The sequence below is a fragment of the Mycobacterium paraintracellulare genome, assembly GCF_000276825.1.
GTDB classification, from domain to species: domain Bacteria; phylum Actinomycetota; class Actinomycetes; order Mycobacteriales; family Mycobacteriaceae; genus Mycobacterium; species Mycobacterium intracellulare.
In genome coordinates, this window is sequence record NC_016948.1 from 5200225 (window position 1) to 5215970 (window position 15746).

Genomic DNA, 15746 nt, shown 5'->3' on the forward strand with positions numbered 1-15746 from the left:
GATTTCCGTCCTTGATCGCTTACTGCTGGGCCGGCGCGGAGCGCAATTCCGTGAGGGTCTGGATGATCTCCCGCCGCAACACCTTGCCGGTGGCGGTGGTGGGCAGCTCGTCGCGAAACACTACCTCGTCGGGGGTGCGTGATCCGCGCAAACTCTTGCGGACGAATTCGCGCAGTTCCGCGGGGTCGGGGTCGACGCCCGGCGCCGGCACCACCACCGCGACGATCGCCTGGCCCCACTGCGGATCCTCGACCCCGACCACGGCGACGTCCCGCACGTGGGGGTGCTCGACCAGGACCTCTTCGAGTTCGGCGGGCGCGATGTTCTCGCCGCCGCGGATGATCGTGTCGTCGCTGCGCCCACCGATGAACAGGTAGCCCTCGTCGTCGAGCATGGCGATGTCCTTGGTCGGGAACCAGCCGTTCTCGTCGAGCACCGAACCGATCCCGGTATAGCGGCCCGAGACCTGCTCGCCCCGCACGAACAGCTCACCGGTCTCGCCCGGCGGCAGCACGTTGCCGGCCTCGTCGCGGATCTGCAGCTCGATGCCCGCCACCGCCTGCCCGACCGACCCCAGCCGCCGCGCGCCCTCCGGAGTCGACGCCGCCAGCGCCGCGCGATGGTCGTCGGGTGTCAGCACCGCGATCGTCGAGCTGGTCTCGGTCAGGCCGTAGGCGTTGACGAAGCCCACGTCGGGCAGCAGCTCGAGGGCCCGGCGAACCAGCGGCAAACCGACCTTGGAGCCGCCGTAGGCGAGGTTGCGCAGCGACGGCAACTCGATGGCCGGCCCGTCCCCGTTCTCCAGCACCGTGACGATGCGGTCGAGCATGGTCGGCACCACCGTCGCGGTGGTCACGTTCTCCGTGTTGATCAGCCGAACCCATTCCTGCGCATCGAAATTGGGCAGGTACACCATCTTGCGGCCGGCATACAGATTCGACAGCGCGGCGCTGACCCCGGCGATGTGGTACGGCGGCACGCAGATCAGCGCGGCATCGGTGTCGGCGGCCGCCCCGAATTCCACCGTCCCGGTGACGTAACTGGTCAGGTTGTTGTGCGAGAGCTCGACGGCCTTGGGCTGCGAGGTGGTGCCCGACGTGAACAGCACGATCGCGACGGCGTCCGGATCGGGGAATTCCGCCGCGGGCTCGGCACCGCCGGCGGCGTCGAGGAAGTCGTCGGACACCATCACCCGGTCCGACACGCCGCCGATCATCTCCCGGTAGCGACCGTCGACCACCACCAACGGCTCGGGCAGCCGCTCGATCAGCGCCTGGATGCCCTCGGCGGAGAGCCGGTAATTGATCGGCGTGAACGCCACCCCGGCGCGCGCCGCGGCGAAGATCAACACCGGCAGCATCGCGCCGCCGGTGCCCACGTACACCAGGTGCTTGGCTCCCGAGGCCGCGACCACCCCCGCGCCGCCGTCGGCAAGATCGCTGAGCTGCTGCGTGGTCAGCCGCAAATCGCCGGACACCACCGCGGTGCGCTCGGCGTCGCCGGACACGGCCATCTCGAGCAGCAACGAAATGCTCATCCTCGATCCTTCTGGATTCCCGGCCCTTTACAAATCTCGTCTGCAGTGTAACTCAGCCGGATTGTCCCTCGATGCCGAGCTTGCCGCGCGACGGGCGCCCTGGTCACGGCGGGTCCCTCGACGGCAACGGTGGGACGGGAACCCCGAGTTGCGATCGGTGCCGGCGCTTGCCACCGCCTCAGGAGCGGGCGGGCGGATCCCAGGCCGAGACCCGCGGGATCCAGCGCGGCACGTTGCTTCGATAGTCGACGTATTCACGGCCGTAGCGCTCGGCGAGATGGGGTTCCTCCCAGAACCGGATGGCGATGGCCTGGAACGTGAAAAAGATTGCGAACCAAAGCAATAGCGGGCCCGATGCAATGATGGCCGCCTCGCCGAGCAGGATGCACAGCACGCCGGTGATCATCGGGTTCCGCACGTGCCGATACGGGCCCCGCACCACCAGATGGACCGGCTCCCCCATCACGTTGCCCAGCCCGAGCGTCCCCTCGCCCACCCGGTCGAACAGCACATTCGTCCAGATCATCAGGGCCAGGCCGGCGGCGATCAGCACGCAGCCGACCGTGATCAGCGCGATCGTCGGCGCGGCATCCAGGCGCGGCTCGTGCACGCCGGCCGTGCCGACGATCAGGGCCGGCACCACGAGCGTCATCGTCGCCGGGAACAACAGGACCGACATCAGGTGGCGCCACCACAGGCGTCGCCGCGTCCTCGTCACCATTGAAGGCCTCCTTCAGCTAATACTTCAACCTTCGTTCAACAACTAAGGTACGCCGCGCGACGGCATTCGCCAACGCTTGTTGAAGTATTCTGGTGCGCATGCCAGCAGCGCGGCGCGCCGGCCGGTGGCGCACCGGCCAAGTGAACAGACAGCGCATCATCGATGCGGCGCGCGAACGCTTCATGCGCGACGGGTACGAACGGGCCACCGTCCGCGCAATCGCGGCCGACGCCGGTGTGGACGTCGCGATGGTCTACTACTTTTTCGGCAACAAGGAAGGTCTGTTCACCGCGTCCACGCTGACCGGTCCCGAGCACCCGTTGCACCAGCTGGCCACGCTGCTCGACGAGGGGACCGAACGGGTCGGCGAACGGCTGGCGCGCCGCTTCCTCGAGCACTGGGAACAAGGCGCCGTGTTCGAGCCGTTCCTGACGCTGTGGCGTTCGGCGGCGATCCACCCCGAGGCGCGAAAGGTGTTGCACGACAGCCTCGCCGGCCCGATCGCCGAGCGGGTCGCGACGGAATTCGGGGTTGCCGATGCCGAGCTACGGGTCGAGCTGGTGGCCAGCCACCTGGCCGGGCTCGCCTTCGCGCGCTACCAGCTGAAGATCGAGCCGCTCGCGTCGACCAGCATCGAGGACCTGGTCGGCCGGCTGGGGCCGACGCTGCAGCGCTACCTGACCGATTAAGTGCCCGTCCACTTGGGCGGGCGCTTCTCGGCGAAGGCGATCGCGCCCTCCTTGGCGTCGTTGGAGGAGAACACCGGGGCGAGCAGCTTGTTCTGCTCGGCGAACATGGTCTCGGGGCTCCAGCCGCGGGACTCGACGATGATCTGCTTGGTGGCGGCCACCGCCAGCGGCCCGTTCGCGGCGATCTTCTCGGCCAGCTCGATCGCCGCGTCCAGCGCCGATCCGGGCTCGGCGAGGACGTTGACCATTCCCAGCGCGTGCGCGCGCTCGGCGCTCAGGTTTTCACCGGTCAGTGCCAGCTCCATGGCGATCGCGGACGGGATGCGTTGCGGCAGCCGCAGCAGCCCGCCGCCCCCGGCGACCAGGCCGCGCTTGACCTCCGGGATGCCGAACGCCGAGTCCTTGGAGGCCACGATCAGGTCGGTCGCCAACGCCAGCTCGGTGCCGCCGGCCAGCGCGTAGCCCTCGACCGCCGCGATCAGCGGCTTGACCGGCGGACGTTCGGTGAAGCCCATGCCGCGGCCCTCGACGATCGGGAGCTCGCCGCGGGCGAAGGCCTTGAGGTCCATGCCCGCGCAGAACGAGCCGCCCGCGCCGGTGAGGATGCCGACCGACAGGCCGGGTTCGTCGTCGAGCCGGTCGACGGCGGCGGCCAGGCCGTTGGCCACCGCGGAGTTGACCGCGTTCTTGGCCTTCGGCCGGTTGATCGTGATGATGAGGATCCGGTCCCGCTGTTCGACCAGGACTTCGGGTTCGTTGGCCTCTTCGCTCACGGTGCTCCCTTGTTCGTCACGCTACTGACTTGTCGGACCGATGGTAACGGTCGACGGGAATGGCGTTAACGGCCCGGCGAGATTCGGGTTACCGCCCGCGCGCGGTCAGCGACCGTGCCGACCCGGTCAGGCCGGCGCCATCGCGGCTTCGATTGTGGTGAGCTTCTCCGAAATCCCTGCGGCCCTGCGTATTTCGATGAAATCGTTGACCATGGCGTCGGTGACCTCGTGCGGGTCCTCGCACGTGGCCCCGTCGGCGAGCACCGAGATGTTGAGCTGATCGACATAGCTCCACACGGTGATGTTGAGCCCACTGCCGGCGGTCAACGGGCCCACCGAATAGATCTCGGTGACCAGCGCACCGCCCACGCGGCCGCGCTCGCGCGGCCCGGGGACGTTGGAGATGTTCAGGTTGAGGATCTTGTTGTGGCCATCGCGGCCGGACGCCCACCGGAAGAAGGCCTGTGTGGGGCCCGGCGGCATGTAGGCCGCCCACCGGCTGACCAACTCCGGTCCCATCAGCTGGTTGCTTTCCTTGGCGGCGATCGCGTTCTCGTGGCTGCACCGCACCCGCTCCAGCGGATCGTCGGAATCGGTCGGCAGGCCGACCAGCACGCCGGTGAAACGATTGCCGGAGATCCGCTCGGGCGAGAAGTCGAAACTCATTGGCACCGAAGCCAACAACGGCTCGGCCTTGCCGTCGTAGCGCAACAGCAGGGTGCGCAACGCGCCCGTCGACATGGCCAGCACCATGTCGTTGATCGTCGCCCCGAGCCGCTTGCCGGTCTCCTTGACGTCGGCCAGGGCCAGTGTGGCGGTGGCGAACCGGCGTTCCGGGGTGAGCTTGTGGTTCATGAACGTCGGCGGCGGCTCGAACGGCCGCGTCAGTTCCGGGGAGAACTTGCGTGTGCTGCGGCGCACCCGGCCCAAACCCTGCGCGGTGTAGCGGATCGTGTGCGGCAGCCGCCCAACGTGGCGGACGTGGTCGGCGAGCGCCGAGGCGACGAGCTGCCGCGTGGTCGGGGGCGGGTCGCACATGTACGGTCCGCCGTCCGGGCACGGCTGCAGGTCCATGCCGCGGGCCAACAAATTCGCGGATGCGACGCCGTCGGCGAGCGCGTGGTGAATTTTGCCGACGACCGCAATCCTGTTGTTGGCCAACCCTTCCACGAAGTACATCTCCCAGAGCGGGCGGCTGCGGTCGAGCGGGGTGCTGGCGATTTGCCCGATGGCTTCGTCCAGCTCGCGGCGGCCCCCGGGCGGCGACACTCGCCAGGGACGGATGTGATAGTCGAGGTCGACCTCGCAGTTTTCCCGCCACATCGGGTGGTGGAAGTTGAGGGGGACCTCGATGAGCTGGTAGCAGAACGGATCGAGCTTGTTCAGCCGGCCGGCGATGACTTGCCGGAACGCGTCGACGTCCAGGGAACGCCGATCAACGTCCAGTTCGATGACGGCGGCTTTGATGGTGTGCATGTGCACGTTCGGCGTTTCGCTGTACAGCAGCACCGAGTCCCAGCCGCTAAGCCTCTTCACCGCTGCCCCTTACCCATAGAGGGACCATACTCAGCGGCGCCGGCTCAGATAACCTCTTTTGCCCCGATCCGTGTCTTGGTGCGATAAACCTGGTTGAGGAACAGGGAGGCGACGTGTGCCGCCGCGCCGGCGCGCTCGCCGTCGATGAGGTCGTATCCGTGGCCCGCGCCCGGCAACTCCAGGTAGCCCACCGTCGAATGCGACACCGTCCGCAGCCGCTCGACGAAGCTGCGCGCCTGCTCCACCGGGATGACGCTGTCCTTGCTGCCGTGAATCACGAGGAAGGGCGGCGCATTACGGTGCACTCGGGCGATCGGCGAGGCGGCCCGGAATACTTCGGGATGACGGGCGATCGACTTTCTCACCACGACCCGTTCCAGGAATTCGACGAACCGGGCGCGCTCCGGCGTGGAGCGGTCCTCCCAGTCGTACCGGCCATAGATTCCGACGACCGCGTCCACCGACGTGTCCGCACCCTCGGGCAGCTTCGCCCGGTACTCCGGGTCGTCGGGGGTCAGCCCGGCCAGCGCGCACAGGTGGCCGCCGGCCGAACACCCCGCTATCGCAACGAAATTGCGGTCGCCGCCGAACTTGTCGACGTTGGCGTGCGCCCACGCGATGGCGGTTTTGACGTCGACGATGTGGCGCGGCCAGCGGTGGTGTGGCGCGACGCGGTAGTCGACCGCCAGGCACACCCACCCCTGCTCGGCCAGCCGCGACATCAGCGCGGACCCCTGACCCATGCACCTGCCGTGCACCCAGGCGCCGCCCGGCAGGAAGATCAGGACCGGCGCGGGTTGCGCGGGCAGGTCTTTGCGGCGCCAGACGTCGAGCACCTGTGCGGGGTGGTCCCCGTAGTGGACGCCCCGGCGATAAAGGTGGCGCCGCTGGCGCAGGCCGTCCCAGATCGGCGGTGTCCGTTCGGCCGCCGGCCAATCCATCTCGAGGTCCGCCGCCGACACGACCCCCCGCAACGCCGCGAGGGAGACCTGCCGCGTGCTCTCACGGTCCCGGCGCCGCGCGTCGTTGATCCCCGGCGTGAACCAGTCCTTTTTCGCCGCGGAGATCGCCTCGGGTGCGTGCCGCGCGCCCCACACGCCCATGGCGGTGATGCCGGCCAGCGGCTCGAGGTGTTTGCCGACAACCGGCAGCGACGCCCCGGCCACGCTCAGCGCCAGCGCATAGTCGGCGGGACCGGCCCGCAGCAACCACTTCATCCACGGTGTGAAACCCGGTCGGTTCGCCGTCATGTCGGGAACTGTACCCCCGGGCAGGTCGCCGAAACCGGTGTTTACGTAGAACCGGCTATGGTTGCGCTCACGCTTTGCCCAGGGGTGTCGCTGACGGGGTTATTCACCCTGTTTGGAACGCATTTGGCGGTTCGCTACGTGCGCCTGATTTAGCTGCGCGCGACACGCTCAGACCGCCGCCAGGCTGGCGATCACCCGGTCGCCGATCAGGCGGACGCCGGTCAGCGTCAGCCCCACCTGCGCGGCCAGCGCGGCGGCGCTGTCCACCCCGACGGTGGCCCAGCGAAACCAGGGCCCGACCTCGCACGACGACTCGAGGCGGACCCAGCGCGACCGGATGCCGATGGTCTCGGCTTCGAATTCGGCGATGCAACGGCCGCCGCGGGCCAACAACTCGAAGGCGCGCGCGAGAATCCGCAGCGGGTCTCCACCGAGCCCGACGTTGCCGTCGACCAGTAACACCGTCTGCCACAAGCCCGTTCCGGGCAGCTCCTCGAACACGTCACCCAACAGGGCCGGCGCACCGCCCCGGCCCGCCAGCTGGATCGCGGTCGCGGATCGGTCGATACCGAGTGCGGGGATGCCCCGCTGGATCAGTCTCGCCACCAACCGCCCCGGACCGCAGCCCAGCTCGATGGTCGGCCCGGTGCACATCTGGGTGACGGCCTCGTCGAAAACCTCGTCGACGGCGTCACCGGATCCGCCTGAGCCGTCGGGGGGACATCGCACGCCCAACCAGCGGTGCGCCGGCAGCGGCCGCAGTTCGCCGTCGTCATGGCGGATCCAACATCGCTCCCCGCCGAGTGCCCGATCGTATAGCTGCCCCAGCATGTCTCGCCCCTCGCGTCGCGGCCGATCGGGCGGCCTGCGACGCGCGGCCCCAGGCGGGACGTAGCGAACACGAGCCGACAAACCCCACAAGCTGACGGCAAGCACGTTCGCCAGCATTGCACCGATACCCCGATCGCGGTTCGGTTAATCCACTGCCTTGTGGGCCCTGCACGGGCCCGTTAGGGCTACGTGGCAACGCGTGTTTCGGTTCGATAGCGGCGCCGCGTCACCCGAACAGAAACGACTCCAGCAGCGCGTTCACCCGGGCGGGGTCCTCGAGCGCCGCGAGGTGCGCGACCCCGTCCAGGACGGTGAAGGACGCGGTAGGGATCGACTCGGCCATGGCCCGGGTTTCGGCCACCGGGAAGGTGGCGTCTTCCGCGCCGGCGACCACCAGCACCGGCGCCGTGACGCGCGCCAGCAGGGCGTGCTGATCGGGCCGGGCCGAGACCACGCTGTGCACCGCCCAGCGGACCGAATCGGCGTTCACCGCAGCCACGTTCGTCCGCACGGCCTCGACCACGTCCGGGCGGGTGCGCAGCGTGGTCGGCCCCAGGAAGGCGCGGATGCTCGACCGGGTCAGCGGCGGCCGGATGCCGCCGAGCAGTCTCGCCAGCCACAGCATGGCGGCGTACTGAATCTTTTGTGCGACACCGGCTTTGGAGGCGGTGCAATTCATCAGCACGGCGCGGTCGAGCCGTTCGGGGTGCAGCGCGGCGAAGGTGCCGCCGATCATCCCGCCCCAGGAGTTGCCCACGAAGTGGGCGCGGTCGATGCCGAGCCCGTCCAGCAGGTCGACGACGCAGCGCGCGCAGTCGGCGAAGCTGAACGGCCCGCTCAGCGGCGCGCTGCCGCCGTGGCCGGGCGGGTCGACGAGCACCAGGCGATGGCTGTCGCCGAACCGGGCGGCCTGCCCGGCCCACAGGTCGCCCGTCATCAGCAGGCTCGGCCACATGAGGACCGCGGGACCGGTTCCGCCACTCACCTGGACCCGAAGCGTCCCGAGCGTCGTGTCGACCAATCGCGTGGCGAGGTGGGGGACGTTTGCGGGCACGCGGCCTCCTCGTGTCATGAACGGCAGAACACCGATAGCGGTCCCTTCATTTTCCCCGTCGGTGATACTGGATCGGTGACGAACGACGCTGTTCATCCTGACCTGCAAAAACTCGCCCGCTTCGCTCCCCGGCGGCTCGTCGGCCCACGCACCCTGCCCATCATGCGGGCGGCGATGGACTGGCGGGCGCGACTGGGCAAGCCCGTCCGCGACGTCGAGGTGATCACCCTCGAGTCCGGGGCCGGCGTCCGGCTGTTCCGGCCGGCCGGTGTCAGCGAGCCGACGCCCGCGCTGCTGTGGATTCACGGCGGTGGATACGTGATCGGCACCGCCCAGCAGGACGACCGGTTGTGCAGCGGGTTCAGCAGGCGGCTGGGCATCACCGTGGCGTCGGTGGAATACCGCCTGGCGCCCGAACATCCGTACCCCGCACCGCTGGAAGACTGCTACGCGGCGCTGACCTGGCTCGCCGGGCTGCCGTCGGTGGACCGGTACCGGGTGGCCATCGGGGGTGCCAGCGCCGGCGGTGGCCTCGCCGCGGCCCTGGCCCTGCTGGCCCGCGACCGCGCCGAGGTGAGCCCCTCGTTCCAGCTGCTGACCTATCCCATGCTCGACGACCGCAGTTCGGCGACCGAGCCCAGCGCGAACTACCGGCTCTGGGACAACCGCAGCAACCGATTCGGTTGGGCCGCATACCTGGGCGGCGCGGACCCGCAGGTCGCGGTGCCCGCCCGGCGCGACGACCTGAGCGGGCTGCCCCCGGCATGGATCGGTGTGGGCACCCATGACCTGTTCCACGACGAAGACCTGGCCTACGCCGAACGGCTGAAAGCCGCCGGGGTGCCGTGCCAGGTCGAGATCGTTCCCGGCGCCTTCCACGGGTTCGACCTGATCGCGCCGAAACTTCAAGTGTCGCAACAGTTCTTCGGCAGCCAATGCGACATCCTGCGCGCCGCGCTCGCCCCGGCGTCCTGACCGCCGGGTCACATCGCGAAGTACACCAGCTCGCCGCCGATGACGGTGGCGGCCACCATGCCGGCGTCCAGCTCGGCCAGCGCCGTCGCCGGTGGCTCGCTGAGCACGCACAGGTCGCCCGGCTGCCCGGTGCGCACCGCGCGCACCCGGTCCGGTCGATCCGCGCAGCCCAGAAACATCGTCAAAGCCGTTGACGGCGAGACACATTCGTCGGCGCCCAGAACGGCACCGCTCGGTGTGGTGCGGTGCACCGCGGCGCGCATCGCCGTCCACGGGTCGCCGTGGCCGAACGGCATGTCGGTGGACAGCGCGACCGGCACGCCCGCGTCGCGCAGCGCCGCGACGCGCCACAGCTGATCGTGCTCGGCGGCGGAAACCTCGGCGAGGTACTGATCGCCGCGCTCGGCGACGAAGTTGGGCTGGGTGACCACGGTGACCCCGAGCTCGGCGAGGTCGGCCACGTTGTCGTCGGGCACCACCGCGGCGTGTTCGATGCGGTCCTGCGGGTGGCCGCCGGCCGCGCGCAGGGCGGCGATGGTCACCACCAGCTGGGCCGCGGTCACGCAGTGCACGGCGACCGGTTGGCCCGTGTTGTGCTGGCCGGCAATCCATTCCGTGAGGCCGTCGAGGTTGAGGCGGTCGTCGTGCAGGATTTTCTTGCCCGGGGACAGGAAGCTGACCCGTGGCCGGAACTCGCCGCGGCCGTGCGCCGCCGCCAGCAAGGCCCTGTCGTCGGCGTCGAGGTCGGGGGTGGCGTCGGTGACCCCGGTGACGCCGGTCGCCGTGATGCGGCGGCTGAGTTCGGCGAGGTCGGTTTCGCGTCGGTCCAGGGCCTGCGACCAGCCGTCGTCGGCGCTGCGCAGTCGCCCGTCGGGGTGTTCGGCCAGGCCGATCCGGCCCAGCGCCTCGGAGTTGAGGATCCACAGCGCGCCGCTGCGGTGCTGGATGCGCACGGGCACGCTGCGGACCATCGCGTCCAGAGCGGTCCGGTCGAGTTCCCCGGCGACCGAATCGTGGTAGCCGACGGCGCGAATCCACCCGTCGGGCCCGGGCGTGGCGTTCGCCAGCAACTGGGTGAGCTCGGCTTCGGTGCTGACCCCGGGCGGTCCGACGAAGAACGAATCGAGCGCCGAGGCCGCCGAGCGCAGGTGCACGTGGTGGTCGTGCAGCCCGGGCAGCACGGTTCCGCCGCCCGCGTACAGCACGCCCTCGCCGGCCCGCGGGGTCAGACCCTCGCCCGAGGGCGCCATCTCCTCGATCTGCGCGCCAACGCGGATGTCGGTCACGGTCCCATCCAGCAGGGTCGCCTGACGAATCAGCATGACGGGCAACGTCTTTGGCCGACGAGGTGGCGCACCGCCGCGTTGTCGGCGCCCAGCCCGGACGCGGGTGGCGCCGCCGGCGGCATTAGCGGCGGTGACACCGGCGCGGGCGACTCCGAGGGCCCCGTGGGCAGCGCCGCGTAGGTCGCGGCGACGGCCGCCATGGAGAGGCGGATCAATTCGCCGCCGCCGCGCGCCAGGGATTCGGCCACCGCCAGCGCCGCCTGCAGGCCGGTCAGCGGGTCGGCGATGGCGTCGCCGCAGAACACCGGCCCCTCGGCGCTGGTCCCGACCAGGCCGCCGCCGACGGCGGCGTCGTCCCCGAATCCCGGCCGGCGCCCGTCATAGGCGGTGATCTGCAACCAGATTCGGCCCGGTCGTGGCGCGACGTCGTCGGGCCCGAGGCCCCGGCGCGCCAGCCCGGCCGGGCGGGAGCCCTCGATGACGACGTCGCTGACCGTGAGGAGCTCGCGTAATTCGTCGGTCTGGCTGTCGAAATCGATGCCATAGCACAGCTTTTCGTGGTTCATCCAGTCGAAGAAGGTTCGGTCCCCGGCGCGGGTTCCGTCCGGGCGGCGAGGGCTTTCGACCTTGACGACCGTCGCCCCGGCGTGGGCCAGCAGCCGACCGCACAGCGGGCCCGCCCACATCGAGGACAGATCGGCCACCAGCATCCCCGCGGCGCGCGCGGTGGCGCCGGCGGTCCGATGCGGCGTGTGTGCGGCGGCGCGGCCGTCGCCTCGCCCAGGCCCGCCGCCGGGATGTCGAGCAGCGCCGCCCGCTCGACGATGTCGGGGACCGCACGGGTGGCGGCCCACCGTCGCAGCTGCGGCCACGGGTCGACCGCGGCGTCGTCGACCTGCAGGAGCGCCGGGACGGCGGCGAGGTCGTCGGCGCGGGAGAGGGTGAGCGCGCACCAGCCGTCCCGCGCCGCGAGCAGGCGGGTGGCGCCGCCGGGCGACACCCGGCCGGCGCGGGTCAGGCCCCGCAGGGCGGCCCGGCCGGTCAGCAGCCCGGCCGCGTCGACGTCGATGCCCCAGCGGCCGCCGATCGCCGCGGCCACCTCGTGCGCGCGGGACAGCACGCGGGCGCGGGAGAAGTCGGCGGGTCCGTCGGGCGGGCCGGTCAGGTAGGCCAGCCCGCTGCTTCCCCAGGCGGTTGCGGCCGAGCTCACGCCCCCCATTGTGCTCGTGGCGCGCATCGTCGTTAGAACTGCAGCGCGCGAAACCGCCAATCCAGCACCGGCCGGTCCGGCCCGCCCTCCGCGTCACCGGCGGCATACACCAGCGACCGCAACCCGAGCACTCCCCCATGCTCGGTCGGCTCGGCGGATTCGATGTGCAGCTCGCTGTAGAGGGTGTCGCCCTCGTGTACGGGACCTGTGTGATCGCACGACTCCCAGCCCAGCACCGTCACCAGATTGGGCAGCAGCCTGCCGGCCTGCGCGAGCGCCAGCCCGATGGTGTGTCCGCCGTACACCAGCCGGCGCCCGCCGACCCGCGAATCATGATGGGTCGCAGCGATATTCAGGGTGAGCCGGGCGAGCTCGGGGGCATTGGTGACGACGTCGGCGGTGCTGTGCAGCACCGATCCCGCCAGAGCGGGATCGAAGTGCGGCCCGGGCACCTTGGTGCGGAAAACCTCACCGTCCCATTGCGCGGTGGGATCGTGGGCCGGGCCGGGCACGTCGGCGCCGATGGTGGACAGATCGTCGTGCGGTGCGTTGTCGGCATCGAAATCCGGTCCGGCGGGCAGCATCCCGCAACGGTAGAAGTCGAGTACCAACTGGTCGGCCTGGTCGATCGTGATCATCCGCAGCGCCACCAAGCCCGTCGGGGCCCGGCCCGGCTTGGGTGAATTGGCCCGCAGCCCAACCACTTCGGTGCGGGTGTAGAGGGAATCGCCGATGACGGGGAACCGGTGAAACACCAGGCCGCGATAGAACAGGTTGGCCTTGACCCGCTGGGTCACCAGCGTCGACTGGCCGATCGCCACGTCACACACCAACCCCGGGTGGGCCAGCGGGGCGGGCAGCCCCGTCACCGCCCCACACAGATCGGCGTCGAGCGCCAGGCGCAGCCGGTCGCCAACGATCGCCTGGTGCGCGCCCGCCAGGCCGGACGACAGCGTCATCGACGGCGCCCAGTCGAACACCTGCCCCACCGAGAGGTCGTCGAAGTACGGCCCACCCTCGCGAATCCGCGCATACCCGTCACTAGTCACAACGCCACATGCTGGCAGGCTGTGGAATCGAGGGTCAATCCGGATCAGGCCCAACGTCGACCTGCTGGTGCCGATTTTCCCCAGCAAGTCGACGTTCGGCGCGAATCGACGAGGTGCTCATAGGTGAACGACGAAGAGGACATGCTGGTCGCGACGGTGCGGGCGTTCATCGACCGCGAGGTCAAGCCGAGCGTGCGCGAGACCGAACACGCCAATACCTATCCCGAGGCGTGGATCGAGCAGATGAAGCGGATCGGCATCTACGGGCTGGCCGTGCCCGAGGAGTACGGCGGCTCGCCGGTGTCCATGCCCTGCTACGTGCGGGTCACCGAGGAACTGGCGCGGGGCTGGATGAGCCTGGCCGGCGCGATGGGCGGGCACACCGTGGTCGCCAAGCTGCTGACGCTGTTCGGCACCGAGGAGCAGAAACGGACCTACCTGCCGCCGATGGCCGGCGGCGAGGTGCGCGCCACCATGGCATTGACCGAGCCCGGCGGCGGCTCGGACCTGCAGAACATGGCGACCACCGCCCTGAGCGACGACGCGGGCGGCCTGGTGATCAACGGGTCCAAGACCTGGATCAGCAACGCCCGCCGCTCCGGGCTGATCGCCCTGTTGTGCAAGACCGACCCGAACGCCAAGCCGCGCCACACGGGCATCTCGATCGTGCTCGTCGAGCACGGGCCGGGGCTGACGGTGTCGCGGGACCTGCCCAAGCTGGGCTACAAGGGCGTGGAGTCCTGCGAGCTGTCCTTCGACAATTACCGGGTGCCGGAAACGGCGATACTGGGTGGCGTTGCGGGCGAGGGCTTTTCACAGATGATGAAGGGACTCGAGACGGGCCGCATCCAGGTGGCGGCGCGCGCCCTGGGCGTGGCCACCGCCGCGCTCGAGGATGCGCTGGCCTACGCCCAGCAGCGGGAGAGCTTCGGGCAGCCGATCTGGCAGCACCAGTCGGTGGGCAATTACCTGGCCGACATGGCGACCAAACTCACCGCCGCCCGCCAGCTCACCCGCTACGCCGCCGAGCGCTACGACAGCGGTGAACGCTGTGACATGGAAGCCGGGATGGCCAAGCTGTTCGCCTCCGAGGTGGCGATGGAGATCGCGCTGAACGCGGTGCGAATCCACGGCGGCTACGGCTATTCCACCGAGTACGACGTCGAACGCTACTTTCGGGACGCGCCGTTGATGATCGTCGGTGAAGGCACCAACGAGATCCAGCGCAATGTGATCGCCCGGCAACTGGTGACCCGCGGCGGGATCTGACGCGGGCTTGTCAATCGCGCGGCGGCAGAACGGCGTTTGGGAGTATATTTGCCTGACTTCCGAACCAAAGGGAAAGGCAGCCGCCATGAGTTATCCTCCCGCGCCGCCCGGCGGTTCGCCTGAATGGCCCGGGCAACAACCGGAATGGCAAGGGCAACAACCGGAATGGCAAGGCCAACCGCCGCCGGACTGGCAAGGTCAGCCGCCGCCGGGGTATCCGCCGCAGCCGCCGCCGGCGTGGCCGGGTCAGCCGCCCGCGGGATGGCCCGCGGCCCAGCCGGGCTGGCAGGGCCAGCCGGAACCCGAGAACTATCTGGTCTGGGCGATCCTGTGCACGGTGCTGTGCTGCCTGCCGCTGGGGATCGTCTCGATTGTGTACTCCAACAAGGTCTCCGGGCTGTGGGCGCAGGGCCGCTACGCCGAGGCGCACGAGGCGGCCAACAACGCCAAGAAGTGGGCCATCATCGGCGCCATCGTGGGCGTCGTCGCGGCGGTGATCTTCGTGCTGATCTACGTCGTCGCCGGGGTGCTGGTCGTCTCCCATCTGCCCTCGACGACCACGACCACGTATTCGGGCTTCTGACGCCGAACCCGGGCCACGTCGAGCGTGCCGCGGCGCGATCGCTAGGCCTCGTCCACCAACCCCCAGGCCAACGCGGTCTCGGCGTCCACGGTGTGGCCGGACAGCACGAGATACGCCGTGCGCCACCGGCCTATCCGCCGGGTGACGCTGACGGTGCCGCCGGCGCCGGGGATCAGGCCGAGCGCCAATTCGGGTAGCCCGAACACCGCGTCGCCGCGGGCGGTGACCCACCCGCAAAACGCGGCCATCTCCAGTCCGCTGCCCATCACCCGGCCGTGCACCTCGGCGCGGCACGCGCGGCCGAGTCGCGCGGTCAGCGCGTCGAGCGCGAGGGCGGGGCTGTGCCGGGTGCGGGCGAGGTGGGCACTCGCCGGGTCGGCGAAGGTGCCGAATTCGGCGAGATCTCCACCGCTGCAAAACGATGGGCCGTTGCCGATCAACACGATGCCGGTGACCGAGGGATCCAGCTGCGCGACGGACAGCGCCTCCAACAGCGCCGCGCGGGCGTCGGTGGAGAACGCGTTGTGGCGCTGCGGCCGGTTGAAGGCGATGCGCAGGATGTCGCCGTCACGGTCCGCCAGTACCGGGTCGGCGATGTCGGGCATGCGGACCCGGCCGCGCTCCTGTAGCCACCGCGCGAACTCCGGGCCGGACTGCAGCGTTGAATACCCCAGCGACTCGGCCACCACCCCGGCCAGCGTCGGCCCCTCGGGATCCACCGCGCGCAATACGTCGTCACAGATCCCGCCGGCGTGCGGCCAACGTCGACAGCGATCGGTCAGCTCGACCAGCGCGTCGGACACGGAATCGACGGTGATGACCCGGCGGTCGGCGCAGGCGTCCTCGGTCAGCGTGAAAGTCGCTGCGTCAAGCCAGGTTCCGGCCCTAGCGATGTCGTCGGCCGAGCCGACGGCGATGATCACGCCGGGCGGCGACGCCGGACCGTCCTCCGGCGCGCTCGACAGGTCGACCACCCGGAGCAT

Annotated in this window: 14 protein-coding genes and 1 pseudogene; 4 read left to right on the forward strand and 11 right to left on the reverse strand. The window is 70.1% G+C overall.

Going from position 1 to position 15746, the window contains the following annotated elements:
- Nucleotides 1–19 precede the first annotated feature (19 nt).
- Both OCQ_RS24195 and OCQ_RS24200 read right to left on the reverse strand, forming a co-directional pair.
- On the reverse strand, nucleotides 20–1537 hold the full coding sequence (locus tag OCQ_RS24195) for a class I adenylate-forming enzyme family protein (protein ID WP_008261848.1): 1518 nt from the start codon (nucleotides 1535–1537) through the stop codon (nucleotides 20–22).
- A 178-nt stretch (nucleotides 1538–1715) separates the two neighbouring features.
- Nucleotides 1716–2258: a methyltransferase family protein gene (locus OCQ_RS24200; protein WP_008261849.1), complete on the reverse strand. Its 543-nt coding sequence runs from the start codon at nucleotides 2256–2258 to the stop codon at nucleotides 1716–1718.
- 98 nt (nucleotides 2259–2356) lie between these two features.
- Here OCQ_RS24200 and OCQ_RS24205 point away from each other — a divergent pair, with 98 nt between their 5' ends.
- Nucleotides 2357–2947 carry a TetR/AcrR family transcriptional regulator gene (locus OCQ_RS24205; protein WP_008261850.1) on the forward strand — a complete coding sequence of 197 codons (591 nt, stop codon included), beginning with the start codon at nucleotides 2357–2359 and terminating at the stop codon, nucleotides 2945–2947.
- Here the strand turns inward: OCQ_RS24205 and OCQ_RS24210 are convergent.
- From OCQ_RS24210 to OCQ_RS24230, 5 genes are all read right to left on the reverse strand, one after another.
- A complete protein-coding gene (locus tag OCQ_RS24210) occupies nucleotides 2944–3720 on the reverse strand; it encodes a crotonase/enoyl-CoA hydratase family protein (protein ID WP_008261853.1) in 777 nt (258 codons plus the stop codon). The genes OCQ_RS24205 and OCQ_RS24210 overlap by 4 nt on opposite strands.
- Before the next feature lie 126 nt (nucleotides 3721–3846).
- Complete coding sequence (locus tag OCQ_RS24215; protein ID WP_014385998.1) at nucleotides 3847–5256, reverse strand: WS/DGAT/MGAT family O-acyltransferase; 1410 nt, start codon at nucleotides 5254–5256, stop codon at nucleotides 3847–3849.
- Between the two features lie 44 nt (nucleotides 5257–5300).
- On the reverse strand, nucleotides 5301–6506 hold the full coding sequence (locus tag OCQ_RS24220) for an alpha/beta hydrolase (protein ID WP_014385999.1): 1206 nt from the start codon (nucleotides 6504–6506) through the stop codon (nucleotides 5301–5303).
- 168 nt (nucleotides 6507–6674) lie between these two features.
- Nucleotides 6675–7337 carry a class I SAM-dependent methyltransferase gene (locus OCQ_RS24225; protein ID WP_008261863.1) on the reverse strand — a complete coding sequence of 221 codons (663 nt, stop codon included), beginning with the start codon at nucleotides 7335–7337 and terminating at the stop codon, nucleotides 6675–6677.
- Nucleotides 7338–7563: 226 nt separating this feature from the next.
- Entirely contained in the window at nucleotides 7564–8292 is a 729-nt protein-coding gene (locus tag OCQ_RS24230) for an alpha/beta fold hydrolase (protein ID WP_014381419.1), read from the reverse strand.
- Between the two features lie 174 nt (nucleotides 8293–8466).
- On the opposite strand from OCQ_RS24230, the gene OCQ_RS24235 reads away from it, so the two are divergent.
- Nucleotides 8467–9366, forward strand: coding sequence for an alpha/beta hydrolase (locus OCQ_RS24235; RefSeq protein ID WP_008261865.1), 900 nt, complete (start codon nucleotides 8467–8469; stop codon nucleotides 9364–9366).
- An 8-nt stretch (nucleotides 9367–9374) separates the two neighbouring features.
- On the opposite strand, the gene OCQ_RS24240 is transcribed toward OCQ_RS24235, so the two are convergent.
- The 3 genes and pseudogenes from OCQ_RS24240 to OCQ_RS24250 form a co-directional block, all read right to left on the reverse strand.
- A complete protein-coding gene (locus OCQ_RS24240) occupies nucleotides 9375–10688 on the reverse strand; it encodes an amidohydrolase family protein (protein ID WP_014386000.1) in 1314 nt (437 codons plus the stop codon).
- Nucleotides 10682–11871 (reverse strand): annotated as a pseudogene (locus tag OCQ_RS24245) (CoA transferase). Before OCQ_RS24245 ends, OCQ_RS24240 begins: the two are co-directional and overlap by 7 nt.
- 23 nt (nucleotides 11872–11894) lie before the next feature.
- Nucleotides 11895–12911 carry a MaoC family dehydratase gene (locus OCQ_RS24250; RefSeq protein WP_014386003.1) on the reverse strand — a complete coding sequence of 339 codons (1017 nt, stop codon included), beginning with the start codon at nucleotides 12909–12911 and terminating at the stop codon, nucleotides 11895–11897.
- Between the two features lie 123 nt (nucleotides 12912–13034).
- Here OCQ_RS24250 and OCQ_RS24255 point away from each other — a divergent pair, with 123 nt between their 5' ends.
- Nucleotides 13035–14180, forward strand: a complete 1146-nt coding sequence (locus OCQ_RS24255) for an acyl-CoA dehydrogenase family protein (RefSeq protein ID WP_008261869.1) — start codon at nucleotides 13035–13037, stop codon at nucleotides 14178–14180.
- A gap of 85 nt (nucleotides 14181–14265) precedes the next feature.
- Entirely contained in the window at nucleotides 14266–14763 is a 498-nt protein-coding gene (locus tag OCQ_RS24260) for a CD225/dispanin family protein (RefSeq protein ID WP_008261870.1), read from the forward strand.
- A 41-nt stretch (nucleotides 14764–14804) separates the two neighbouring features.
- Here OCQ_RS24260 and OCQ_RS24265 read toward each other — a convergent pair whose 3' ends face one another.
- Complete coding sequence (locus tag OCQ_RS24265) at nucleotides 14805–15746, reverse strand: enoyl-CoA hydratase/isomerase family protein (protein WP_041785286.1); 942 nt, start codon at nucleotides 15744–15746, stop codon at nucleotides 14805–14807.

Coding starts and splice junctions, on each gene's coding strand:
- OCQ_RS24195 (WP_008261848.1), bottom strand. CDS start 1,537: ATGAGCATTTCGTTGCTGCTCGAGATGGCCGTGTCCGGCGACGCCGAG.
- OCQ_RS24200 (WP_008261849.1), bottom strand. CDS start 2,258: ATGGTGACGAGGACGCGGCGACGCCTGTGGTGGCGCCACCTGATGTCG.
- OCQ_RS24205 (WP_008261850.1), top strand. CDS start 2,357: ATGCCAGCAGCGCGGCGCGCCGGCCGGTGGCGCACCGGCCAAGTGAAC.
- OCQ_RS24220 (WP_014385999.1), bottom strand. CDS start 6,506: ATGACGGCGAACCGACCGGGTTTCACACCGTGGATGAAGTGGTTGCTG.
- OCQ_RS24225 (WP_008261863.1), bottom strand. CDS start 7,337: ATGCTGGGGCAGCTATACGATCGGGCACTCGGCGGGGAGCGATGTTGG.
- OCQ_RS24230 (WP_014381419.1), bottom strand. CDS start 8,292: ATGTGGCCGAGCCTGCTGATGACGGGCGACCTGTGGGCCGGGCAGGCC.
- OCQ_RS24240 (WP_014386000.1), bottom strand. CDS start 10,688: ATGCTGATTCGTCAGGCGACCCTGCTGGATGGGACCGTGACCGACATC.
- OCQ_RS24260 (WP_008261870.1), top strand. CDS start 14,266: ATGAGTTATCCTCCCGCGCCGCCCGGCGGTTCGCCTGAATGGCCCGGG.
- OCQ_RS24265 (WP_041785286.1), bottom strand. CDS start 15,746: ATGCTCCGGGTGGTCGACCTGTCGAGCGCGCCGGAGGACGGTCCGGCG.